This window comes from Acinetobacter legionensis (assembly GCF_057165765.1).
Map to the genome: position 1 here is coordinate 708,969 of NZ_CM169896.1, position 25,696 is coordinate 734,664.

General features: G+C 36.9%; 18 protein-coding genes. 14 read left to right on the forward strand and 4 right to left on the reverse strand.

The genetic code is table 11. The features are described 5' to 3' along the window. Window positions 1-27 precede the first annotated feature (27 nt). Complete coding sequence (locus tag AC2G3J_RS03405; RefSeq protein WP_336954673.1) at window positions 28-579, reverse strand: DUF2062 domain-containing protein; 552 nt, start codon at window positions 577-579, stop codon at window positions 28-30. A gap of 455 nt (window positions 580-1,034) precedes the next feature. On the opposite strand from AC2G3J_RS03405, the gene AC2G3J_RS03410 reads away from it, so the two are divergent. From AC2G3J_RS03410 to AC2G3J_RS03445, 8 genes are all read left to right on the forward strand, one after another. Further along, window positions 1,035-1,628 (forward strand): LysE family translocator, encoded by a 594-nt coding sequence (locus tag AC2G3J_RS03410; protein ID WP_336954672.1) that lies wholly within the window; start codon window positions 1,035-1,037, stop codon window positions 1,626-1,628. A 139-nt stretch (window positions 1,629-1,767) separates the two neighbouring features. Further along, window positions 1,768-2,337 (forward strand): dCTP deaminase, encoded by a 570-nt coding sequence (gene dcd / locus AC2G3J_RS03415; RefSeq protein ID WP_056515236.1) that lies wholly within the window; start codon window positions 1,768-1,770, stop codon window positions 2,335-2,337. A 325-nt stretch (window positions 2,338-2,662) separates the two neighbouring features. Next, a complete protein-coding gene (locus AC2G3J_RS03420) occupies window positions 2,663-4,051 on the forward strand; it encodes a hypothetical protein (RefSeq protein WP_419329181.1) in 1,389 nt (462 codons plus the stop codon). Window positions 4,052-4,721: 670 nt separating this feature from the next. Continuing rightward, entirely contained in the window at window positions 4,722-6,251 is a 1,530-nt protein-coding gene (locus AC2G3J_RS03425) for a hypothetical protein (RefSeq protein WP_336954665.1), read from the forward strand. A 258-nt stretch (window positions 6,252-6,509) separates the two neighbouring features. Further along, complete coding sequence (locus AC2G3J_RS03430; protein ID WP_419820018.1) at window positions 6,510-8,651, forward strand: hypothetical protein; 2,142 nt, start codon at window positions 6,510-6,512, stop codon at window positions 8,649-8,651. Window positions 8,652-8,667: 16 nt separating this feature from the next. After that, complete coding sequence (locus tag AC2G3J_RS03435; protein WP_336954663.1) at window positions 8,668-9,405, forward strand: hypothetical protein; 738 nt, start codon at window positions 8,668-8,670, stop codon at window positions 9,403-9,405. Between the two features lie 26 nt (window positions 9,406-9,431). Further along, window positions 9,432-11,921: a DUF6160 family protein gene (locus tag AC2G3J_RS03440; RefSeq protein WP_336954662.1), complete on the forward strand. Its 2,490-nt coding sequence runs from the start codon at window positions 9,432-9,434 to the stop codon at window positions 11,919-11,921. Between the two features lie 95 nt (window positions 11,922-12,016). After that, window positions 12,017-12,964 (forward strand): DUF6160 family protein, encoded by a 948-nt coding sequence (locus AC2G3J_RS03445; RefSeq protein ID WP_483770659.1) that lies wholly within the window; start codon window positions 12,017-12,019, stop codon window positions 12,962-12,964. Window positions 12,965-13,033: 69 nt separating this feature from the next. On the opposite strand, the gene AC2G3J_RS03450 is transcribed toward AC2G3J_RS03445, so the two are convergent. Together AC2G3J_RS03450 and AC2G3J_RS03455 are read right to left on the reverse strand one after the other, a co-directional pair. Beyond that, window positions 13,034-14,749 carry a proline--tRNA ligase gene (locus tag AC2G3J_RS03450; RefSeq protein WP_483770660.1) on the reverse strand — a complete coding sequence of 572 codons (1,716 nt, stop codon included), beginning with the start codon at window positions 14,747-14,749 and terminating at the stop codon, window positions 13,034-13,036. A gap of 247 nt (window positions 14,750-14,996) precedes the next feature. After that, window positions 14,997-15,638: a hypothetical protein gene (locus AC2G3J_RS03455; protein ID WP_483770661.1), complete on the reverse strand. Its 642-nt coding sequence runs from the start codon at window positions 15,636-15,638 to the stop codon at window positions 14,997-14,999. Window positions 15,639-15,922: 284 nt separating this feature from the next. Here AC2G3J_RS03455 and pilG point away from each other — a divergent pair, with 284 nt between their 5' ends. From pilG to AC2G3J_RS03485, 6 genes are all read left to right on the forward strand, one after another. Further along, window positions 15,923-16,306: a twitching motility response regulator PilG gene (gene pilG / locus AC2G3J_RS03460; RefSeq protein ID WP_004723803.1), complete on the forward strand. Its 384-nt coding sequence runs from the start codon at window positions 15,923-15,925 to the stop codon at window positions 16,304-16,306. A 20-nt stretch (window positions 16,307-16,326) separates the two neighbouring features. Then, window positions 16,327-16,695 carry a response regulator gene (locus AC2G3J_RS03465; RefSeq protein ID WP_483770662.1) on the forward strand — a complete coding sequence of 123 codons (369 nt, stop codon included), beginning with the start codon at window positions 16,327-16,329 and terminating at the stop codon, window positions 16,693-16,695. 3 nt (window positions 16,696-16,698) lie between these two features. Beyond that, window positions 16,699-17,235, forward strand: coding sequence for a chemotaxis protein CheW (locus AC2G3J_RS03470; protein ID WP_336954656.1), 537 nt, complete (start codon window positions 16,699-16,701; stop codon window positions 17,233-17,235). A gap of 43 nt (window positions 17,236-17,278) precedes the next feature. Continuing rightward, window positions 17,279-19,348, forward strand: a complete 2,070-nt coding sequence (locus AC2G3J_RS03475; RefSeq protein ID WP_336954655.1) for a methyl-accepting chemotaxis protein — start codon at window positions 17,279-17,281, stop codon at window positions 19,346-19,348. Window positions 19,349-19,491: 143 nt separating this feature from the next. After that, the gene (locus tag AC2G3J_RS03480; RefSeq protein WP_483770663.1) at window positions 19,492-24,015 is read left to right on the forward strand and encodes a hybrid sensor histidine kinase/response regulator; all 4,524 of its coding nucleotides are present in this window, start codon (window positions 19,492-19,494) and stop codon (window positions 24,013-24,015) included. A gap of 8 nt (window positions 24,016-24,023) precedes the next feature. Next, window positions 24,024-24,488, forward strand: a complete 465-nt coding sequence (locus AC2G3J_RS03485; protein ID WP_419329189.1) for a hypothetical protein — start codon at window positions 24,024-24,026, stop codon at window positions 24,486-24,488. A 74-nt stretch (window positions 24,489-24,562) separates the two neighbouring features. Here AC2G3J_RS03485 and dapE read toward each other — a convergent pair whose 3' ends face one another. Next, window positions 24,563-25,696 (reverse strand): succinyl-diaminopimelate desuccinylase, encoded by a 1,134-nt coding sequence (gene dapE, locus AC2G3J_RS03490; protein ID WP_336954650.1) that lies wholly within the window; start codon window positions 25,694-25,696, stop codon window positions 24,563-24,565.

Here is a 25,696-nt window from a genome sequence, read left to right on the forward strand (position 1 = left end):
GTTTTACCAGAATAAGTTGGAGCTTGCTTAGAGAGTATTTGGCTGCTTTTTACGGTTATTCCACTTCTTAATCACGCTCCAACGCCAATAAATACGTGTCACAATAAAGAGTAGCGATGCAAATACAAATGCTTCAATAAACAAACCCGTCGCAAGAATTTTAGCTAGGCTAAAGTCAATATGTCCGTGTCCAAAGTTTTTGATCCAATGAATGATTTGATGGAAAACGCCGAGTAGCATTTCCTTATTGATCATATGTACATGATAAATTTTGGAACCAATCCAAAAGGCAAAAATCAAAATCGGGACAATAGTTAAGGGATTCATGATCCAAGCTAAAATTAAACCAATGGGTAGGTTTGCTTCAAAGAATAATACTGAAAAAATAATTAATAAGGTGTGGAATGGAATAGGCAAGATGCCCCAAAACGTGCCAATAAACATTGCCTTAGAAATCGATTTTCGATTGACATACCAAAGCTGAGGACTTAAGGCTTTATCGCCAAAAATCTTCATGAATTTCAAATTGTTGACTCGCTCTGGACTCGGGAGCCAAGACTGAAAAAAATGCTTTGCCATAAAAGTAGAAAATGCAAGAAAGGTCACTATTGTGCATCAATGTAGATAAAAACGACAACCTTTCTGACAAAAACCTAATGAGTAAGGGAAAAATATGGATAAAGAATAGTCAATAAAACTGAAAATTTACTTAAAAAAGCCCTCTATTCGTAACTAGATCTGCCTATATTGGAACTACTTCTTATTTTATGGCTAATCAATGTTCTATTTTGGAATAAACATACTGATTTAAAAGATATTATTATTAATTTTTAAGTTTAAATTTGGACATAAAGCAGTATTTCTTCGACCAGTGACTTTGCAGTTTTTATCGGATTTTAAGTTATCAATGCATTGAAAATTAAATGTATTTTAATCTGGGATAATGTTCTTTAATAAGTTCTCTTACAATTATTTTTTTGCCAATTCAATTTAAAAGATTTAATCTGCGGTCAATCCATTGATGAGGTCATTTGATGATTTCATGGTTTTTTATTGGCTTGGTGGTGACGATTCTTTTGACACCAGGACCAACCAATACACTTTTAGCATCTTCTGGGATTCAAGTTGGAATTAGAAAATCTCTTGCATTAATTCCAGCAGAAGCACTTGGCTATCTGATCTCCATTTCGATTTGGGGATTAATTATTGGATCTGTGTCTAAACAGTTTCCAAGTGTACCTGTTATTCTTAAATTATTTAGTGCAGGTTATATTTTATTTCTTGCTTTAAAATTATGGCGTACAGCAAATCGAGATGAAAACTTTAGTCATGCGACAATTCGGGCGCGTGAGTTATTTTTTGCAACCCTTTTAAACCCGAAAGCACTTCTTTTTGCTTCTGCAATTTTCCCAACATACGTTTGGCAAAATGCATCTGCTTATACTTCACATATGTTGGTGTTTTTATTGTTAATCATCCCCATTGCATTTTTTTGGACATTTATTGGTTCTGTAATTTGCAGTAATAAAGTGACGTGGCTCAATCAGCGCAATATGCAAAGAACTGCATCTTTAGTTTTAGTGAGTTTTACTGTACCTCTGAGCTATTCAGCACTTTTAAGCCTTTAAAAATCGATGTTAGTTAAACTTAAGTTTGTACGTTTACTTACAGACTTGGGTTGCTCTATTTCGTCATAAACATTCCTTTCAAAAGCAATTTCAGTTAAAGTACAGCGCAGTAAATAGCACAGTTTTGGGATAGAGATAAATGGCAATTAAGTCTGATCGTTGGATTCGTGAAATGAGCGAAAAGCACGGTATGATTGAACCTTATGCAGAAAACCAAGTGCGTTATGATGAACAAGGTGAAAAGCTAATTTCTTATGGCGTATCTAGCTATGGTTATGATGTACGTTGTGCACGTGAGTTTAAAGTCTTTACCAATGTTCACTCTGCCATTGTAGACCCTAAAAATTTCGATGAGCGTAGTTTTATCGATATTGAGTCTGATGTCTGTATCATCCCTCCAAATTCATTTGCATTAGCACGTACAGTTGAATATTTCCGTATTCCTCGTAATGTTTTGACGATCTGCTTAGGTAAATCGACTTATGCTCGTTGTGGTATCATTGTAAACGTCACACCTCTTGAACCCGAGTGGGAAGGTCATGTGACATTAGAGTTTTCAAATACAACGAATTTACCTGCACGTATTTATGCTGGTGAAGGTGTTGCTCAAATGCTGTTTTTTGAATCTGATGAAGTCTGTGAAACTTCTTATAAAGATCGTGGTGGTAAATACCAAGGTCAGGTTGGGGTAACCTTACCTAAAGCTTAAATTAAAAAATGAGATGAAAGAAGCAAGTGTATATCACTTGCTTCTTTATGTGTTCACCAACATAATAAATATGATTTAGACATTATTTTATAATAAAAATTTTGTAATAGAATGAGAGTTAAGTTTAGTTAAATAAAATTTTAATTTATGTGAAATTATTGTTTTTTATCGGAAAATACAAATTTTTATTCGGTCTGAATTTCGATCTATGATACAAATAAACATTAAATCTAAATGTAATTTATATCATGTTATTTATTCTTATCTCGAAGGATAATTTGGCATAAGTAATAAGGTCAAGCTTTGCTAAGGATGGAAGCGTAAGATGTCCCAAAGAAAATATTTAAGTTTTGTATTGCTAGCATTGAGTGGTTTAGGGATAAATGCTACTTATGCTGCAACATTACAAGCACTGACTGATGAGCAATTATCAGAAACGACAGGTCAAGCATTGATGAGTTTGACGTATACAGCACCTACAGATGCTAGCAATCTTGAATCTCAGCGAGTGAATGGTGCGAAAAATGTTGGTTTTTATAAATTAGGCTTAGAAGCAGAAGTATCAATAAATGCGAACATAAAAAAATTACAACTTGGTTGTGGTGGTATGAATGGTGCTGGAGATTGTGACATTGATATTGATAATTTAAGTTTGAGCGGCTTAAAATTAAATAGTGACGGGAATGTCGCTATGACTAACGAAGAAAGAGCCTCTTCAGATGCAGTACTAACTAATCCATTTCTTGAGTTTGCAATAAAGAACCCGGATAAAGCGTCTACAAGGGAAATAGTTGGTTTACGATTAAGTGCTGATAAAATAGTCGGTCTATTGTCGGCTGGAACTAATAATAATACACCTAATGGAATCAATACATTATCTGGTTTCATGCAAATTAGTGGGTATGGTACAGCAACGACCGCGCAATCAACGTTTGGTTTAAAAAATTCTGAACAAGTTACATCTTATGCGGATGTAAATGTTTTACCTCCGTTGTGTACTAGTGGTTGTGGTAGTAATCAAAAGTATACAGCTGGTAATGTGAACAGTGATAATAAAGGAATTGTGATTCCTTCACTAAAAGCAGACTTTGTTATTAATAATGCACAAGTACTGGGCAATCGTATGAAGTCAGCAAATGTACTAGCTGTCACGGATATTCCTGCTATTCCTTTGACTGAAACAGCTGGGCAATTAGGTGTTCATATGGCTGATTGTATTAAGATTTTAGGCATATGTGCAAAACAAGATACTTTTATTAAACTAAATACAAATCTAGTTAATTTAAAAGGGGATATTCAGTTTAGTGAAGGGTTAGGCTATATCCATAATATACCAATCAGTAGTGCAGGTTATTTGTCATTGCAAGCGGGGCAAATCCAGTGGCCCGGAGCTAAAGAGGTTGCTCAAAATGGATGGTGGTTATCTATGCAAGATCCAATTAATTTAGGTAAGTTAAACCCGCAAGGAGAAGTTGATATTTCTTCAGTATATAGCCAAGTAGCGTCAATTTTAGGTACATATCTTGCTACTGCACCTTATAAAGTTTCAGTTGATAGTGCTGATGGTATAAATGCATTATTTGGAAGTGGTATTACAAAAACATTGCCAAATATTGATTTAAGTGGTCAACGAGTAAATATACCTTTGTCAAATCTGATCTTGACTTCTCAAAATGTAGTATCGAACTGCTATGGCTCATTAAAATTCTGTTAGTTTTATCACGTTATAGCGATTTCAAAAAGCTTTAATATTTTGATGAATTAATTTTCTGTATAAATATTTTAAAACCCACTTTTGTGGGTTTTTATATGTTAAATACGATTACCGCAGATATCTTTGGTGTTGGAAGAGTATTTTAAAGTCAGTTAGTGGCTGTCAAAGATAAGTGTTTCCATTGGCTGATAAGTTCCTTTAAATAATACTAGATAGCTATCTATAAGACCAAAAATTTGGAAACTGATTCTTATAGTGCTGTATTATTAATATAGTCTTTATCTACACCATTTAAATTTATTCCAATTTGTTTTGAATCTTGCTCTAAATAAAAACCAATTCTGAATAGCCATCGATTTTATAGACGTCCTTAGCTTTGGGTTGATAGTTGAATTTGCGTGGATTTTTCCTTGTAATGAGTTTTAGAGTTTTTTTATTTTATAGCATCATAATTTTTCAATAAAAATTACAATCATTTTGTCGGAAATTTAGTCTTAACAGAAATATATTGTGATAGATTAATCACAATATATTTCTCTATTGAAAACTAAAATACATTTTTGTAGCGCTAACAGCCTAAATTTTATGAGATTTATCTAAGAACTGGCTGCGTTATTAAAATAATAGAGATTCACAATTTTGAACATAGTCTAAGGATAAGGAGATGTTCATGCTGAAAATAAAGCCTTTATGTTTAACACTTTTTTCTTTAAGTGCTTTTGCAGTATTTAATGTATACGCAGAACCTACAACTTTAAAAAGTATGTCAGATGAACAACTGTCTGAAACCACAGGCCAAGCTTTGATGAGTCTAGCTTATCTTGCACCAAATGATTCTACTAATTTAATGAGTAAATATAGTAGTGGTTCAAACGTTGGTTTTTATAAACTTGGACTTGAAGCAGAAATGGACTTAAATGCAAATATTAAAAACTTGCAGCTAGGTTGTGGTGGTGCAAATGGTGCTGGTGCATGTGATGTTGATATTAAAAATTTATCATTGAGTGGGTTACCTGCAAATTACGATTCCTCAAGTGGTAATTCCCCTGATTTCGGAAGTGCGGGTCGAGCATCTACTAGCGCAAAATTAAGCAATCCATTCATGGAGTTTGCTGTAAAAAATCCAAACTCCGCTTCAACTCGTGAAATTGTTGGTTTACGTTTTAGTGCTGAGAAAATTACGGGGCTTTTAACAGCAGGTTTAACCAATGGAAGCACTCCTTCTTCAACAGATGGCATCCAGTCACTTAGTGGCTTTATGCGTATAGCACAGACACAAGGGGAAGTTGATACTTTAGGTGGTAAATTTGGTTTGGTAAAAGATCAATCAATTGGTGGAAATATTAAGTTATTAGGAGGGGCTATAAATAAATGGATTCAAAGTTATCCAAATGCACAAGACAATATACTCAATGGTACAACAGGTATTACTGTTCCTGAAATTAATGGAGTAGGTTTCACATTACCATCATTTCAGGTAAATGGTTCTCGACTAAATGCTGCAATAGCAAAAGATATTTTGTTAACACTTCCTTCAATTCCTTTGGCAACTCCTGATAATTGTACTGGAGGGGCAACATATTGTAATCAATGGGCAAATGATCAATTAAAAGTAAATTTAAGAGATACGGGTAATCATAATGCTGAGTCATGTATTTTATGGTTATGTGATGCAACTTTCAAAATGGGTCAAGGTTCAAATTTAAGTAATTTAAATTTAAATGTAACTTTTAATCAGGCTTTAAGTATGTTTCATAATATTCCATTACAAGGAACAGGTGGTTATTTAAGTTTGCAACAAATGGCTTTACTATGGCCAGGAAGTTATGTGGATTCATCTGATACTACTGGTAAGACATTAAACCAAATGACAAAAACTGATGTTGCTCAAAAGGGGTGGTGGATGTCTTTTGCTGATCCTGTGCAGCTAGGCTATTTAAAAGGTGGGGATAAAGTTGACATTTCTCCCGTTTTGCCACAATTAGCAGTTCTGATTACTAAACAATTAGCAGATAATCCAATTGATTTAGGACTTGGAGATGCAATTACAGCATTAGTCAGTGCGCCAATTACCAAAACTCTGAATATTGATATTGGTCCATATACGGCCACAAATCCAGCAAGATTAACACTTCAAAATTTAAAATTAACGAACCAAGAAGTTTCAACCAACTGTTATGGTTCTTTAAAATTTTGTTAACCCAACTATTTGAAGATCTATAAAGCAATAGCGTTAAAGGCTATTGCTTTTCATTGTCTACGAATATTCGTTTATCGGAAAATCGTATATTTTACATAAAAGACTTTGTCATAATAAAAAATATTGCATAATATAAAATGTGATATAGATAACAAAACTGTATGAACAAGGGAAGATAATTTTATACAGTTGAAGTGAAAATTTAAGAAATAAAATAAAATATGGTGCGGAGCATCGTATAACACAGGAAGGTCGTGGATGACTACACTCAATTATACGGTAAAATTTCATAAAACCGTTTTAGCGAGTTTTATTGGCTTATTGATCAGTCAATCTTGCTTCGCACTTGAAGAAATGTCAGATGAAAAGTTAAGTAATACAACGGGTGAAGGGATTGCCTTACTTCCTCAAGATGCTTATATGGTTTTTCGTGGCGTTGGTGTTAATGAAACAGCTACACAATTATTAGATCGAACTAAAGATACGGGATCTATTAACTATATTCCTGTTGGACCATTAAGTCTTACGGCCGCAGACACTAATAAAAATAACAGCATTGATTCTGGTGATTTGGCTGTAGGAAAAGCGGATTTATTTTTATACGGTTTAGCACTTTCTAAAGCCAATGATGCAGATCCAAATGATATCAATGAACGGGTGGGAATGCTTAAAAACACTTCAGGTGTTGCAACAGCAATTAATGCAATCAAAAGCTGGGGAACTGCAACTAATCCTTGGATTTTGAAAGTAGATACGATGGATGCAGTCCCAACATTTACGCCAGATATTGCAGGTGGCTCAAAAAATACGGACACAGGCAAAGTCACTTATTTAGCTTTAGAAGCACCTGCTTTTGAGACTGGAACATTGGATGCCGAGGGTTCAGATGCTTATAAGCTTAAACTAGGGATGTGGGCAGATGCTTTTGTCCGAAATCCAAACAAAAAAGATGGTGATCCAAACCAGTTTCAATATGGAACAAGTACAGGCACTCGAGGTAATGGAACCGAAATAACAAATCGAGAAAATCGGATTCGGTTGCAAGCAATTTGGAATAACTTTAGTTTAAATGGTAGTAAAATTCAGTTATTTCAAACTTTAGATGGTGCAACTAATACTGGTGGTTTGAGTCCATTTTATAATAAAACTTTGGGTTTAGCGGGTGTAATCCGTTTAAATAGTGGTGATGCTGCTAATTTGAAGCTAAACTCTTCGGATGTAATAACTGAAAATAATGGCACGTTTTCAGCGTGGAATACGATTCATGCTGGAGCAAACTCAGGTTTGAGTGCGTCTTCTACAGGGGATTGTGGAAATGCGGGAACTGGAGCTTTCGGTACAGGAACTGGTTGTCAATATATAGTACAGAATCGCTCACGTACTGACTCCAAGACTTTAACACGAAGCTGGTCTTTACCCGCAGAATATCAAAATAGAGTATTACGTTTAAGCACTCAAGAAACCACAGATACTAATTTACTGTACACACCAGCATTAGATACTTCTGGAAATGCAAAAGCACCAACATTTGCAAAAGACGAAGGTATTTTTATTTATAATTTAAATACCAACTTGGTTTTAGGTTCTCTGTACCAGCCTTTAATTTTAGGATCTGATGGTAAGAATTTTAGTTTGGAAATTGCACGTATTCCAAATAAAGAGTCGATCTATAAAAAGATTTATACGGATTATACTGGAGCCGATTCATCCTATTTGGGTTCAACTTGTAATATTTACCAATGTGGTACTTCTAGTATTTCAGGCTATCAAGGTAACAATGCAACCCACAGTAGTATTAGTATCGGAACCGTTTATAGTGATGACGGTGGAAAAACTTTAAAAGCGTATACAGGAGCAGATGCTGTGGGGGTGTCTTTTGGGAATTTAGCCCAATCACGTTCTGCAACTACTACTGCAACGGGTCGTGAAGTTAGGTATGCGCAACGTCAGCTTAATGATTACAATTGGAGACAGGGTTATACTTGTACATGGACTGGAAGTTGTACAACTACAACGGGATCCCTCAAACAGTGGGAATATTACACTGGTACTGCATGGTTAATAAAAGATCCACAAACAAAATATCCAGACACGCCAACCTGTTCAACAGGATTTCTCACTGGATGTACTAGTCCGAATTCTGGAACAACACCATTGTATGGCTCAACAGCTAATCGTACATGGTCCGATTCAAATTTAAATGGAGCCGCTTGGCGGACAATTTCAAATACTACAGTGGATAATTTTATAGGATCAGGTAATGGTATTACAGGGACGACAATGTCGAATAACGTAGCGCCAACACCGACTATGTCAGCAACACCCTTGAACAATTTAGGTTCAGCCTTAATTGATGGAATGCTGATTCAGCATATGAAAATAACCACCAAAGGCTTATAAGATAAGGAGAAATATGATGAAAAAAAGTGTGCTTCTTATTTTAACCAGTTTGGTAAGTTTTCATTTGGCCGCTATGGAAGCTTTAACTGATTCCGATTTGCAACAGGTTGAGGGGCAAGCTGGCGCAGATTTATCTTTAAAATTGGTGTTGAATCAGGTTAATGCAAGTGACTCATATTACGCTACTGGAAATGCTTATAAGTTCGATAGTGATACTGGTGGGGTGTGTGCAAAATTAGAGTTTTGCCGCTTAGCACTTTCAGTAAACAATAGATATGTAGATGCTGGTGGCGCTGCAAACAGTGTCAGTGGCAATAAACTGTGGGTGGTATTTAAAGGAATTCAAGGTACGATTAATATTCAGAAACTTGGATTAGATGGTGTGGACTTAGTCTACAGAGGTATTGACGCTGCTGGGACACCATGGATTAAACCTGCGATTCAGCTGGGTTTTGATGCAACAAATCCAATTCAAATTCGAAACTTTGGTTTTAATGCATTATCGATTGAAAAGGATGAGTTCACAAGCCAGACCAATGCAAATGGAACAGTCACTGAAAACTCTTCTGGAGCAACAGCCGATAAGTACGGCTATTTAAAAAAGACCATCTATGATGCAACGACTGCAGCCAACTCCACTTATGACCAAGGTAACGAAACCGGTTTTATGGGCATGCGTATGAATGGAAATTTGGCATTGCAAGGTAAAATCATGATGTTTAGTTGTAATTCTACGAGTAACAAGCGTTGCTAAGATAAAGTAAATCTGAGGGTTTAGGAATGAACATAAAAAAACAAGACCATGGAAAAAGATTTATTTTAAATACATTAGCTTTGAGCTTGTTGGCTATACATATACCAGCTTATGCGTTGCAAGCTTTAGATGATAGTGATTTAAGAAACGTAAATGGTCAAGATGGTGTACATATTGAGGCAAGCTTAAAAGAAGCCAATATTAAAACATTATATTGGACAGATCAGGTCGGTCGCGCAGAATCAGATGCAACCAGTCAAGCGCTTATTGCAACAGCAGATACGGTTAAAATACAACAGAGCAATACTTCTACAGATCCATTAAAAGCCGATATGAAGCTTAATATAGGGACTGTTGCAGGAAAAACTGGAGTGAATTTAGATTTATCCCTCTCTCCTATGCTTATGACTGTCGATTCATTTCGTGTTTGTGATAGTGATCCAAGTGGAGCACGTTGTAGTGCAAAACTGGGCAATTTAGCGGTACAAACGGCGTCAAATACAAGTATTGGATTAAAAACCAGCAATGGCCTTTTAAGTAAAACAGATCAGGTTGAGCTGACTTTAGGACTTCAAAATGCCAACATCTATTTGGGGCAGAGTAGTGCAAAAAGTGAGTTAAATCAACTAATTCTAAAAAACTTTAATTTTAATTTTAAAGGTAAAGGCTTTGCATTTATAGATGCCGCTGAAGGTTTTAAATTACAAACGAATTCTGGAAGCAATATAGCAGGTGCAAGTCAGGCACCCGATACTAATTATGGCTATGTGGATTTAACACGAGTGGTTGATCCAGCTTCATCAAAAGCAGGTTTTATTAATACAGGTAGTTATGGAAACGGAAGTTCTACAACAAATGCCGGACTAAACCTTGAAATTATGGTGAATAATAAAGGAATAAATCCTACCTCTCTTTATGATGTAGATAATTATAATACGCCAACGGGAGCAAAAGGACTGATTCGCGTAGGTGCAAGTGGGCGTATGGTGAATGGCTCACTCCAATTTCGTGGTGTGCAAAATGCCAGTAGTTTAATTGGTTCTGCTGTTAATTCGAGTGGTACAGATACAGGAAAAGATATCGTTGGTAGTTCAGGTATCGCCTTTCGTATGAAGACGGATTTCACCAAAGAGGGCGATACTATGCTGACTGGCGGTGGAGATGCAACAACTTTGGAAATTGGTGGTGCAGGATTAAATAGTTATGGCTTCGAGTTTGGTAATTTAACAGGTTTACAAAAAGGAACTCGTGCTTCTTTTGATACGGGAAATATTTTTTTAAACCTAACTGATTCTAAGCAAGTCACCATACCTGTAAATGCAACCTTTCAAAATTCAAGTTTTGGTAATGGTCAAGCTTTAACTAGTTTGAATGATTATAAACAAGATATTTATACGACCCTATCGGCAGCTAATCGTCCTTATGCTGTGGTAGCTTCAATCCGTGGTGGAGAGTTCCAAGCCATCTCCAGACGAGGACGATTTACTACTACTGCTGGTGTTGCAGCGGGGAATTTATTTACCGAGAACGGTCTAAATAATCGATGGGGGCTGGCTTTACCATTTTATAACTTAAATGCTAATTTAGCGATGTATGGTACAACAGTTGATGCTGATAAAGCCTATTACTACTTAACTGATGGTACTAAAAACAGTGTAGCAGCAACAGCTGGTACTCAAACCTCTCGACTTGGATTTTCTTTAGGTCTTAGTACGGACGGTGTGGATAAAAATGGGACAACTAAGCTTGGCAATAAAACCACATCTATTCTGGTGATTGATGGTGGTCAGGTGAAAAATGATGCTGGTGTTCCTATAGCAGGTACTTCTAGGGACTATTATTTAGGCTTAAGAAACATTGATATGTTGCTGAAAGGGAATGGCAGCATAGGCGTTGAGAATGGAAGTTTAAATTTAAGTTTAAAAAACATGCTGGTGGTAATGGCGGCAGAAGTGGCAGCAGGTTATTTGCCTGGAACCACATATGCATCATGTGCTGGTGGTATTGCGACAGCAAGTGTAGCTTGTGGAAATAAGCGTGTTTCAGATTCTAATAATTTCGCCAAAAGTGATGATGTGCTATTTGGTCTAAAACTTCGCTTTGGTGGTGATATGGATTTGTCACTTATTCCAAATAGTGAAATTAAAGCAGATGGAACAGGAAATCGATTAACTGTGGTCGGTGATTTAAAATTGGCAACTACAAATAATACAATTCAAATTAGTGATCCAGCAAATGGTTCTACACTTGGTTTAGATAATTTGACAGGCGATATTCGCTTTAACAATGCGATTGTGATCAGCAAAAACTCAACCACTGGGAATGGTCAGGTTGGATTTAATGCAAGTTTACAATTTAATCCAACACAATCGGTTGATGGTGTATTTAGAGCGAGAGATTTAAACTTTTATCCACCTTCAATGAATGGTGCTTTGGTTTCAGGTGCGCGTTTAGGTGAAATGGCGTTGACAGGTGGTCGTTTAACCAGTGAATTCAACATTATTCCACGGAACTAATGCGTTATTGGTCGGGTTATGCTTTTATCATAAAGAATTTCTGATTAGACTGTGACGTGGTAGGCAGTATATAAATTTTCCTAAGGATTAGGATAATGAAAAAAAATAGAAAGCTAGGATGTATATCATTATTGATACTAAGTCCAGTTGCGATGGCAATGGAACCTATGGATGATCAAAGTCTTTCCCAAACAACAGGGCAAGATGGAATTAATGTTGGTATAAATCTGAGTAAGGTTCAACTGAATCAACTGTCAATCATTGATCGTGATGGATTTGGTTCGACTGTGAATGATGCCAATAAAGCATCCCTAGTTCTTGCGGGTAAAAGTGCAACTACTGTTGCTGACCAAAGCGTTAATATTACTTTTCTTGGGGCTTCAAATACCCCAACCATGAATATTGTCATGGACACAGATAGTGGAATAAGTGGTAAACCTTTTGCCAATATAGGAATGAGCTTTGCAAGCAATGTTTCGGGTATTAAAGTTTCACCATTTGCACTTTACTTGGTTGGGGCGAATTCATCTTCTGGGCCTACAGGATCTCAATCTATTTTTACAGGAACCAGTGAAAAGTCAGATGTCATTAAATTTTTAAAAATGGATAACGGTTTTGATATTAACTTTACTGCAGCTAAACCATCGATTAATTTGCAGCTTGGAAATGCACCTCAAGGACGTATGATTGTATTTGGTGGGGCAATTCAATCAATTTGTGGTACGGGAACAGGCTGTGCTATTACACTTTTATCGGATGATAGTGATATTGGTGCAAATTTTAATTTCCAGTTAACAGGAACAGATAAAACCAATGGTTTTTCATTAAAAGGTTTCTATGCTGGTGTTGAACCAACAGGTTTTGTATTTGGTAATACAGGTGAATCGAGTAAGTTTGATCTTGGAATCAATCAGATGATTATGGGAACAAGTGGAGCAAGTGCAGCAGGAGCTTTTAATGGTTTGCAAAATGGCTCGATGGGGAACTTTGGGGCAATCGGGACATCCGTTACAGATTTAAAAGTAAAAATTAATGGGCTGTAATAATGTTTTATAAATAGTAAAGTATTAAAAAACCCGCATGCAGTGGGTTTTTTAATACTATTGAAAAAACTATTTTACTAATTTAGCCAATAACTCATCTTTACTTAGATTTATAGATTCTGCATCTCTACGACCTTTATATTCGAAAGTACCAGCATCTAAGCCTTTTTCACCAATGACAATACGGTGAGGAATACCCGTTAACTCTAAGTCAGAGAATTTAACGCCTGGACGTTCATTACGATCATCGAGTAAAACATCGTAGCCTGCAGCCTGTAATTCAGCATAAAATATTTCAGCAGCCTCAAGTGTACGTGGAGATTTTTGAGCATTCATTGGAACAATTGCAACTTCAAAGGGTGCAATCGCAGATGGCCAAATAATACCTTTCTCATCAAAGTTTTGTTCTATTGCTGAAGCGACTACACGTGTTACACCAATCCCGTAACACCCCATCGTCACGACTAAAGGTTTGCCATCATCACCTAAAACTTTACAACCTAATGCTTCAGAATATTTTGTACCTAATTGGAAAATATGACCAACTTCAATACCTCGTTTAATTAAAATTGTTCCTTGACCATCTGGAGAGGGATCACCTTCAACCACATTACGTAAGTCAAAAACTTCTGTAAATTTTGCATCACGCTCCCAATTTATTCCAGTTGCATGTTTATCAACTTCATTGGCACCAGCAACAAAATCAGAAAGTACTGAGGCTGCACGGTCAACAATTACAGTTAAACCTTTATCTACGAGTCCTTGTGGACCACAGAATCCTGCGGTTAAACCTAGAGCATTCAGTTGAGCATCTGTTGCAAATGTTAAAGGTGCAGCAATGAGTGGATGCTTTTCAGCTTTAATTTCATTAAGCTCGTGGTCGCCACGTAAGAATAACGCGATAACTGGGACATGGCCCTTTTCATCAACAACACCTTGTACAAGTAAGGCTTTTACAGATTGAGCTGGATCTGTATTTAAAAATACAGAAACGTCAGCAATTGTTTTTTTATTTGGTGTATCTACAATTTTTAGATCTTGAGTTGGTTCAGCACGCTCACCAGTCAATACTGCTTCAGCCATTTCAACATTGGCCGCATAGTCCGATACTGTTGAAAAGGCGATATCGTCTTCGCCACTTGAAGCAAGTACATGAAACTCATGTGAACCTGAACCACCAATGGAGCCAGTGTCAGCTTGAACAGGGCGAAAATTTAAACCTAAGCGTGTGAAAATTCGGCAATATGTGTCATACATGACATCATAAGTTTCTTGTAATGAGGCTTGATCGACATGAAAAGAATAAGCATCTTTCATAATAAATTCACGAGAACGCATTACGCCGAAACGTGGACGAATTTCATCACGGAATTTAGTTTGAATTTGATAAAAATTCATCGGAAGTTGTTTATAACTTTTTAATTCATTACGAGCTAAATCTGTGATGACTTCCTCATGTGTAGGACCTAATACAAAATCATTGCTATGACGGTCTTTAAAACGCAGCAGTTCTGGACCATATTGTACATAACGACCAGATTCCTCCCATAGCGAAGCTGGTTGTGTTACGGGCATTAATGTTTCCAAAGAGCCTGCACGATTCATTTCCTCACGAACAATCGCTTCAACTTTATTGAGCACACGCACACCCATTGGCAGCCAAGTGTATAAACCTGAAGCCAATTTACGGATCATCCCAGCACGTAACATGAGCTGATGTGAAATGACTTCAGCATCATTTGGGGTTTCTCTTAACGTTGCAAATAAAAAGCGACTCGCGCGCATGGAAACTGTCCTAAAATTTTTAGATTTAAAAAAGGATTATACGATAAAAAAATACGATAAAAAAATAAGCTGAACATTTTTAATGATTGTTTAAATTGAAAACTTTATATTCTTACGCTATCGATGTGATCTGACTTTGCTTTTAACTTAAAAGCATCCAACATTGCGGGTGGCTGTTGTCAAAGTTTAGATTTTTTGTTAAGATTTCTTTAATAATAAAGCTGAAAAACTTTTAATTAAAAGGTGATTATTCAAGCTTTTTGAGGCGGTTAATAATATCATCATAGTGTGTTTGTGTAGAGCGATAGTTGTTTTGTAGGTTTTCGATATAATTTTTTGTTTTTTCGATATTTTCTGAGTTGTATTTGATCCGATCTTTAAGTGTTACAGGGACGGTATTTCCTTTGCGATAATATTCCATTTCCTGTCGTTTAAGTATAATTCTTGCACTTTGAAGCTGTTTAAGTGTTTGGTTTTGAAGTGCTATTTGTTGTTTTAGACTGTTTAGAAGTTCATTTCTTTTGTTGATTGCAACAGATGAGTTGCCATAAGCACGCTTTAAACGTGCATCTTGTTCTAACTTACGTACTTTAGATGCGCGTGAAGTCGATTGTTGCAAATCTTTTTCGACATTATAAGCTTGGTTGCGTTTGATGACTTGCATATTGCGATCAAGTGCTTCATAACCATTTTTAATGTGTGCCGGTGTAACCGATGTGCTGATGTTAGCAACCCCATTTTTATCATAATACCTATACCATACTGCCTTAGCCGGAGGTGTATCAGCATAGACCGATAACGTGTAAATGAGTAAGCAAACTGAGAGCAAAATACTGAATATTTTTTTTATTTTTGAACCTAAATTTTGGTAATAGATTATTCTATCCATTTAAAGTCTGCCATCCCCAAAAAATCAATGTAAGTTATATGATTTTGAAACTATCTTTGGCCATTTTATGTGGTTACAAAATTTTAATAAACAATTAACTTCTAAAAAAAAGCATAATATTTTTTTTTATGTGAGCTTTGCTGTGTTTTACTGTTTGAAGTGAGATTTCCGACAAGAAATGCTCATTGATAAAGTGAGTTAATATATGTTAAAAAAACATGCTTAATTGTAAAAATAAATCTGTACAGCACAATTCATTCCAAGCTTACGGAAAGGGGCATTAAATGGACGATAAATTTCAAAATTTAAAAGTCATGGTGATCGATGATTCTAAAACTATTCGTCGTACTGCTGAAACATTATTACAAAGAGAAGGTTGTGAGGTTGTCACTGCTGTAGACGGTTTTGAAGCTTTATCTAAAATTGCTGAAGCAAATCCAGATATTGTTTTTGTCGATATCATGATGCCTCGTCTTGATGGCTATCAAACCTGCGCTTTGATTAAAAATTCTCAAAATTATCAAAATATTCCAGTCATCATGTTATCAAGTAAAGATGGCCTGTTTGATCAAGCAAAAGGTCGTGTTGTCGGTTCGGACGAATATTTAACAAAACCATTTAGTAAAGATGAACTATTAAATGCTATTCGCAATCATGTAACTGCTTAACGGTTAATTTGGGGGAAATAATGACAAAAATTTTAATAGTTGATGATTCACCGACAGAAATGTTTAGATTTAAAGAAATTCTAGCTAAACATGGATTCGAGGTGATTGAAGCGACCAATGGGGCAGATGGTATAACACTCGCGCAAGCTGAATTGCCTGATCTTGTTTTAATGGATGTTGTTATGCCAGGTGTAAATGGTTTCCAAGCGACTCGTCAGATCGCGCGCGGTGCGGTCACCAAGCATATTCCGATTGTGATTGTAAGTACTAAAGATCAAGAAACCGACCGCGTTTGGGGAAAACGTCAAGGGGCTTGTGACTACTTAACAAAGCCAATTGATGAGAATCAGCTGATCAATACGATTAAGCAACATCTACAAGCAGGGTAGTGTATGGCAGCAAATGGATTTATCGAATTACTTCGATTGTCTAAGCGAGGAAATAAAAATTACGCTGACAATGAAAATGAAGTAAACCGATGGTCAGGCATTGCATTTGAAATGATGGGGCAATATTTTGTTGCTCCTTTGGGTGAGGTTTCAGAAGTTATTTATCCGCCAAAATATACACCTGTTCCTAATGTTCAAGGTTGGGTGAAAGGTTTAGCAAATATTCGCGGACGATTATTATCAGTTTCTGATTTGGCTTTTTATTTAACGGGGCATAGAAGCCAATTTCTACCTACTCAAAAAGTCTTATGTATTAGTCATAATGACCACTATGTTGGGCTGATCGTAGATCAGGTTTTGGGGATTCAACATTTTAATAAAAAAGGTTTTTTTTCTAAAAACAATGAATTAGAAGAAAACCTTCAAACTTACTGTCAGGGATATTTTCAGCAGCATAATCAAGCTTGGAATATATTCTTATTTAGTCGTTTGTTAAATGATCCTCAATACATGAATGCATCAGAAAAATTTATAAACTAGCTTTGACGCCTAATTAAGAGTTAAGCGAATCGGGAGAAGCTGAATGGGCTTTAAACTAAAGAAGAAAAATACAGGGGATACTGCTCAAAAAAGTAGTTCAGGTGTAGTAACCAAAACCAAATCAAAAATTGATGAATTTGCAAAGTTGTTTGGGGAAAGCGACAAATCTAAGCCATTTATTCAAATGGCCATTGCCAGTATCATCGTTGCGATTATTTTGCTTTTGGTTTTATTCTATACAGTTCCTCGAAATAACGACTTAACTCGTAGTTTGGGTGAATTAAAACTTTTATCACAGACATTATCTCGTCAAGCAACTGAAGCGACGGCATCTGGTTCAGCAGAATCAATTAGTGCTTTAGTTACATCACAAAAGAAATTTAAAGAAAACTTAGATGTCGTCAAAGATATTCATGCGTCTTCAAAACAAGTAGAGGGTGTTGAAAAAATTTGGCAACAAGTTTCTGCTGATATCGACATGATCGCGACACATCAGAAAATTATTAACCAATTATATGATACCAACATTGCTGTTGCTGATGTGATTCCTGGGATGCAGGCTGAATATAACGCAATGGTTGACCAGATGGCTCGTGATAATATGCCAAGTACCCAGGTTGTCATCGCGAAGAACCAAGTATTTCTTGCGGAACGTATTTTACGTTCTATTGGTTCAGTACTAGGTGGTTCTGATAATACACGTGCTTCAGCTGACGACTTTAATGCGGATACCGAAACTTTTGGTACCTACTTAAATGCTCAATTAGATGGTAGTGCTGATTTAGGTGTAACACGTATTGATAAACCTGAACTACGCGAGTCTTTAGAGAGTATTAAAGCTGATTACAATGAAATTGTGCAACTTGCTTCGACTTCTGTATTGAAGAACTCGGATCAGATTTTTAAAGTACGTCAAGCATCGTCAGACATCTTTGCTCAATCGGATAATTTATTAAAAGGTTTGGATCGACTTTCAGTGAATACTGGTGTGGGTACGATTTTACCTGCATTGATTTTAATCCTTGCCCTCGTCGCATTTTTATTTGCAGTATTTAAACTACTCGGTTTACGTAGTGAGTCGGATAAAGTCCGTGTAACACGCTTACAAGATGAGTATGACCGTAACCAGAATGCGATTTTACGTTTACTTGATGAAATTGCCGATTTGGCAGATGGTGATTTAAGTTCGTATGCAACAGTATCGGAAGACTTTACGGGTGCTATTGCCGATTCGATTAACTTTGCGATTGACCAATTACGTGATCTGGTATCTCGAATTAACGATACTTCTCAAGAAGTTGCACAATATACTCAGAATACGCAACAGATTACTAACCAATTGGCTGAAGCCTCTGAGCATCAGGCTCAAGAGATTGCAGGGGCATCAACAGCGATTAATGAAATTGCACAGTCCATTGACCACGTATCTGCAAATGCGGCTGAATCAGCAGAAGTAGCACAGCGTTCAGTACAAATTGCATCCAATGGTGCAGATGTGGTAAACCGCTCAATCGAAGGTATGGATACCATTCGTGAACAGATTCAAGAAACTTCTAAGCGTATTAAACGTTTGGGTGAATCTTCTCAAGAGATTGGTAACATTGTATCGCTAATTAATGATATTGCCGACCAAACCAACATTCTGGCATTGAATGCAGCAATTCAGGCATCTATGGCTGGTGAAGCGGGACGTGGTTTCGCTGTGGTTGCGGATGAGGTACAGCGCCTTGCTGAACGTTCAGCATCTGCAACGAAACAGATTGAAACGCTGGTTAAAACCATTCAGACCGATACCAACGAAGCTGTAATTTCAATGGAACAAACCACATCGGAAGTTGTGCGTGGTGCGAACCTTGCAAAAGATGCGGGCGTTGCTTTGGGTGAAATTCAAACGGTATCAAGTAATTTGGCTGGTTTGATTGAAAGTATTTCTGAGTCGGCTAAATTGCAGTCTGCTTCAGCAGGTCATATTGCAAATACGATGAATGTCGTACAAGAAATTACTTCACAAACTACAGGGGCAACGTTTGATACAGCCCGTTCGGTTTCTGAATTGGCAAGTATGGCGGATTCATTACGTCAATCAGTTTCAGACTTTAAATTACCTGACTAAAACGATTGATACTTTATACGTGCAATATCTCCTGTAACAAGTGGGTATTGCACTGAATGGAAAGCCTTCTAAAGCCATTCAGATTGACTGTATTTTGAAAGGTTTTAGTCCCAAAGACGGGAACTAACATAGAAGCCTGAGCTATGAAAGAAATATTAAAACATTTAGTGGAACATGTCACTTTACCTGAAGATGAGTATCTTGGTCAGGATGATGAAATTTTAGAAATTTTTGTAGAAGAACTCGAAGAAATTTTTGAATTGTTACAAACGTCTCTTGATCGCTGGCAACTCGAAGAGTTTAAAGATACAGAATTGGTCAATATTCGCCGTTATTTTCATACTCTTAAAGGGTCTGGACGCATGGTGGGGGCTAAACGTTCTGGTGAGCTTGCTTGGACTGTTGAAGATACATTAAATCGTACTATTACGAAAAATCTGGAACTTACTGCTGAGATTCAACAATATGTACGCGCAGTATTTAATATTTATAAGTTTAAACTGTATTCAGAGTTTTTAAATAGAAAACCGCATCATTTAGCTTTAGCACCTTTGGTGTATTTGGGGCAACAATTACAACAGAAACAAAGCTTAGAACCTGCTTTAGGCGAGTTACTGGCATTATCAAATACACTAGATAATGAAAATGTCATTACGGGGTTGGAGATTGGCGAAGATACGGTAATAGCAGACCTAATCTCTATGACAACTCCGCATGTGATTGATCCAGTTGTAAGTGGTTCCTTAAATACTGTTGAAGATGTAGTGCTTGAATCGACGATTTTAGATGATAGTTTAACATCTGAAACCTTGGAGATTTTTGTCGAAGAGTCAGAGGAACATCTGGCGGCAATTAAAGACTTTTTGCACTTAGAAGAACATACGCCTGATCAATATAATCGCTTGATTCGTGCCTTACATACTTTGCGTGGTAGTTCTTCAATGGCGCATGTCAATGAGGTCTTTGAAGCAAGTGGTAAAGTAGAGCATTTATTTAAAGTATTGGTTCAAGAAGATACTGAATCTTCAAAAAATGAAAATGCTTTACTAACCTACTATGCTGAATTTGTCAGTGACTATCTCTATGTTTTAAAGCTGAAAGGTAATCAAGCCATTGAGCTGAAAACTATATATCAAAAATTTAATGATGCTTGGGAGCGTTATGATTTCCAACACCAATATCAGCATTCACAAACGGGGTTAGTCACACAATTAGTTGATCTGGAGATTGATCTACTGTTAGATGCCGAGTTTGAGTTTGATAAGCGAGCCCAAGTTGAATATCCAGCATATTTCCAACAGCTAACACAACAAGCACAGATGCTGATTGATCATACTAATAATCGTGCTGCACAAGGCATCCATGATTTTAGTCTGGCTTTAAAAGATGGCTATGAGCAAGTTATTCGCAAGCCTGATTTATTAAATACTGATTATGCTTTTGAAATGTTTTCTAAGGCGCATCAAGAATTTATTCATTTATTCGACACCTTGGCCTCAGGCCAACGGGTCAGCTTAAATGATTCAACACAAGCGATTCTGGCTGAGTTACATGACTATTTACACCAAGAAATAGACACAAGTATTGATGATCAGACTATTGAAACAAGTATAGAGCCGGAAATTGAGCAACAGTCAAGTACAGTATTCATTGAAGTAAATCCTGTTGAATCAGTGGGTAATTATGTACTGACACAAATTAATCTTGATAAACAGAATATTGACTCAGAGCATAGTCAGCGTGAATTTGATGCAGATGTCTTAGACATTTTTATTGAAGAAGCGGATGAGTTGTTGGTTGGGATGGATCATGACTTAAATACTTGGTCAAGCCATCCTGATGACACAACTGCATTAAATAATTTGATGCGTTATTTGCATACCTTAAAAGGTGGGGCAAATATGGTTCAAGCCACCTTTATTGGTTTGATTGCACATGAGTTAGAAACGATTTATGAACGAGTGATCAAAGGTCAGCTCAAAGCTGAACCACATCTTATTCAATCTATTCGTTTAATTCAGGATGATGTGGCAGATCGTATTCAATTGATTCGTGAAAAAGCAATCGATTATCCTGCGACTTACATTCTCAATGTTTTACAAAATATTGATCAGCAACGTCCGATTGACACGAGCCAAGCTTCAACAGCACTTGAATCGCAATTTACCCATGATTTATCAGATTTGCATGAAGTTGAATATATTGAAGATGAAATTGTTTTAACGAACGATCCAATATCGGAACAGCTTGAAATTGAACAATCTGATAAAGATCATCAATCAGCAATTAATGATCATCACTTGTTTGTAGATATTGATCAAGATCTGAATTTGGATCCTGTTGAAATGATTGCTCAAGAAACTTTTATTGAAGAGGCTCGAGAGCTGATTGATGAAGGTCTAAGCATTTTAACTCAATGGTTTGATCACCGAAGTAATCGTAGCTTCTTACTCCAATTACAACGTATTGCACACAGCTTAAAAGGTGGTGCGAAGATGGTGAAATTGGAAGAAGTCGCGGATATTGCTTATGAGTTGGAAAATGCATTTGAACAATTTGGTTTACATAATTTTAACTCAAATGTTTATGATGGCTTGCTGGAAAAAACCTTTCATTGGCTAGATACAGCTATTTTTAAACATGATTATGACAACTTTGAAAGCTTAAAATCGAGTTTAAATAGCATTGAATATGTTGATGTATCTGCACAGCTTCCAGAAAAATTATCCCGTACCAATTTAATTTTTGAGCAATCAATTAATGAGTTTGTTCAGGGGGATGGCACTGAGCCACCGTCAATGTTGGGTGAATGGGATCTTTCACAAAAAACTGAATCCAACAATGAGATGATCCGTATCTCTGCGGATTTAGTCGAAAAAATGATTGATCTTTCTGGTGAGAATGCAATTAACCGTTCACGTATTGAGATGGATCTAGGGCAGTTAGGTAATACCTTGACTGATATGGAGTTGGCAATCCAACGTTTGGCTGATCAGCTACGCCGAATGGAAGGCGAGTTGGAAAGTCAAATCATTGCAAAACATGGTGATTTAAGCTCTCGTTATGCCGATTTTGACCCTTTAGAAATGGATCAATATTCATCTCTAAATCAGTTATCAAAATCGCTGGCTGAATCTGCATCTGACTTGGTTGATTTTAAGACCACACTGGCTGAAAAGATTCGTGATACTGAAGGCTTATTGCTGCAGCAATCTCGTATTCAAGCTGAAATTCAGGAAAGCTTGATGCGTACTCGTCTTGTACCATTCTCAAGATTGTTACCTCGATTACAGCGCTTGGTTCGCCAGACCTCTTCAACAGTTAATAAGCCCACTGAGCTTTTAGTCAATAATACTGAAGGGGAATTGGACCGCAATATTCTGGAAAAGTTAGTTTCGCCGTTAGAACATATGCTACGTAATGCGATTGACCACGGGATAGAAGATGCCGAACAGCGTCAGAAATCTGGCAAAGCGTTGACAGGTCGAATTGATTTGAATATTAGTCGTCAAGGTACAGATGTGCTTGTATCGTTTAAAGATGATGGTAAAGGAATTGATCCAAAAGTTATTCGTGACAAAGCGATCGAAAAAGGGTTGATCAAAACTGATCAACAGTTAGAGCCTGAGGAAATACTTCAGTTTATTTTCCATCCTGGTTTCAGTACAGCACAGCAAGTAACACAAATCTCTGGTCGTGGTGTTGGCTTGGATGTCGTGCAAAGTGAAATTAAATCACTTGGTGGACAAGTGAGTGTCAGTTCTGAATTAGGTTACGGCTCAACCTTTACAATTACTGTACCCACAACAGTTGCGGTTAGTGATGCCTTGATGGTGAAAGTGGGTGATCAGCAATTTGCAGTGCCATTATCGCAAATTGATCGTATTGTTCGAATTTCTCCAGCTGCTTTGGAAGAGTATTTTGAAACTCAAAATGACTATTTTGACATCGATTTCCAGAGCTATAAACTACGTTATTTAGGTGAGTTCACAGCGAGTCAAGTCACTCCACGTTTACACGGGCTTGCACATTCATTACCGGTATTGCTGATCAAGGGAAGCTTAGGGCAATCCATTGCCATTCTTGTCGATCAATTAATTGGTTCACGCTCACAAATTGTGGTCAAACCAATTGGTAAGCAGTTTGCAACAATCAATGCGATTGCAGGTGCAACCATTCTTGGTGATGGGCAGGTTTGTTTGATTCTTGATGGGCAAAATATTGCACGACAGGTTCAGGCATCTACTCGTAGTAGTGCTGAACATCTTCAACAGGACAAACAACGTCATCGTGATCAACGCCGTTTGATTATGATTGTGGATGACTCAGTTACAGTTCGTAAGGTCACTTCACGTTTGCTAGAGCGTCAAGGTTTCGATGTGATTACTGCCAAAGATGGCGTGGATGCGATTGAACAACTTGAAAATGTCAAACCAGACTTGATGTTGCTGGATATTGAAATGCCTCGAATGGATGGCTTTGAAGTCACAAATTTGGTTCGCCACCATGAAATTCACCGCGATTTGCCTATTATTATGATTACGTCACGAACAGGGGAAAAACATCGTGAACGTGCATTTAGCTTAGGGGTGACAAATTATATGGGTAAACCATTCCAAGAAGCTGATTTATTGGAAAATATTGATGCTTTGTTGACGGTTAAATAGGAGCACTCATGATAAAGAATATCGAAAAATCTTCTATTGATAAAATTAGCACACGGGAATTACAGCACTTAATTACGGTGTCTACTGGATTTATTGATGCATATATTATTGATTGTTATGATAAAGCACCGATGTTGTTACCACAAAATGTGGTGCTTTCTGCTCAGAATAGTCCGACCTATGTTAATGTCGTAGAATGGCATGAAAAGAAGTTACCGACTTTTAGTGTGAATGATCCTAAAAAGACACTGGGTGTCGCATTGATCATTGAAGGGGAAGACGCAGATGAGCGTTTTGCCTTGATGTGCAATGAAATGCCAAGTTCGATACGGTTACGTATTTCTGAAGTAGTCGATGCAGAGGATACAGTTAAAGATAAAACTATTTTACAGTATGTGAAAATTGGTGATCAGACTTATCATGTGCCAGATCTAGATCAAATTCAGTTACAGATTGGGATAAAGAAGACTTAATCTGTCATAACTCCAAAGAATATCAATAAAAAGGACGCGTTTGCGTCCTTTTTATTGATTGAAAATTATAAAACTTAAGCAAGTAATTCGACTAAGATTTGTTCGTAGATCTCAGCTAATGGCTCTAATTCATCAATGTTTACATGTTCATTAATTTGGTGAATAGTTGCATTCAAAACACCTAACTCTAGCACTTGAGCACCTGTAGGCGCAATAAAACGTCCATCAGAAGTACCACCACTGGTTGATAGTTTGGTCTCTGTTCCTGTCACGTTCTTAATTGCAGTTTGTGCAGCATTGACCAACTCGCCAACTGGAGTTAAAAACGGCAAACCTGATAAAGTCCATTCAATATCATGTTCAACATTATGAAGATTTAGAATTTCAACAACGCGTCGTTTAAGCTGATCCGCAGTAACTTCAGTAGAATAACGGAAGTTAAAGGTTACTGTCATGCTGCCAGGTACAACATTGGTTGCTCCAGTACCTGCTTGAATATTGGAAATCTGAAAAGAAGTTGCTGGGAAATACTCATTGCCATTGTCCCAAACAGTATCACATAATTCAGATAAGGCTTTTGATGCAGTATGAATTGGGTTAATGGCTAAATGTGGATAGGCAACATGACCTTGCTTACCTTTTACAGTTAATACTGCATTTAATGAGCCACGACGACCATTTTTTACTATATCCCCCAACGTATCTGTACTTGAAGGCTCACCTACCAGACACCATGTCATTTTTTCATTACGTGCTTCTAAAGTTTCAACTACTTTAACCGTACCATTGATAGAAGGGCCTTCTTCATCAGAAGTAATTAAAAAAGCAATAGAACCTTTATGGTTGGGATGATTTTTCACAAAACGTTCTGATGCAACCACCATTGCGGCCAATGCTGTTTTCATATCAGCACTACCACGACCATAAAGTTTACCATCTCGAATTTCAGGTAAGAATGGATCAGACTCCCATGCATCTAGATGCCCTGTAGGTACCACATCGGTATGACCTGCAAAACAGAAAACTGGAGATGCTGTTCCGCGTCTTGCCCAAAGATTATCAACATCCTCAAAACGCATATTTTCAATATTAAAGCCGATAGCAGATAGACGATCTGCCATAATGGTTTGGCAAGTGTGATCTATAGGTGTCACAGAAGGCTGGCGAAGAAGTTGTAAACTCAGTTCTAAAGTATCCGAATGATTCAT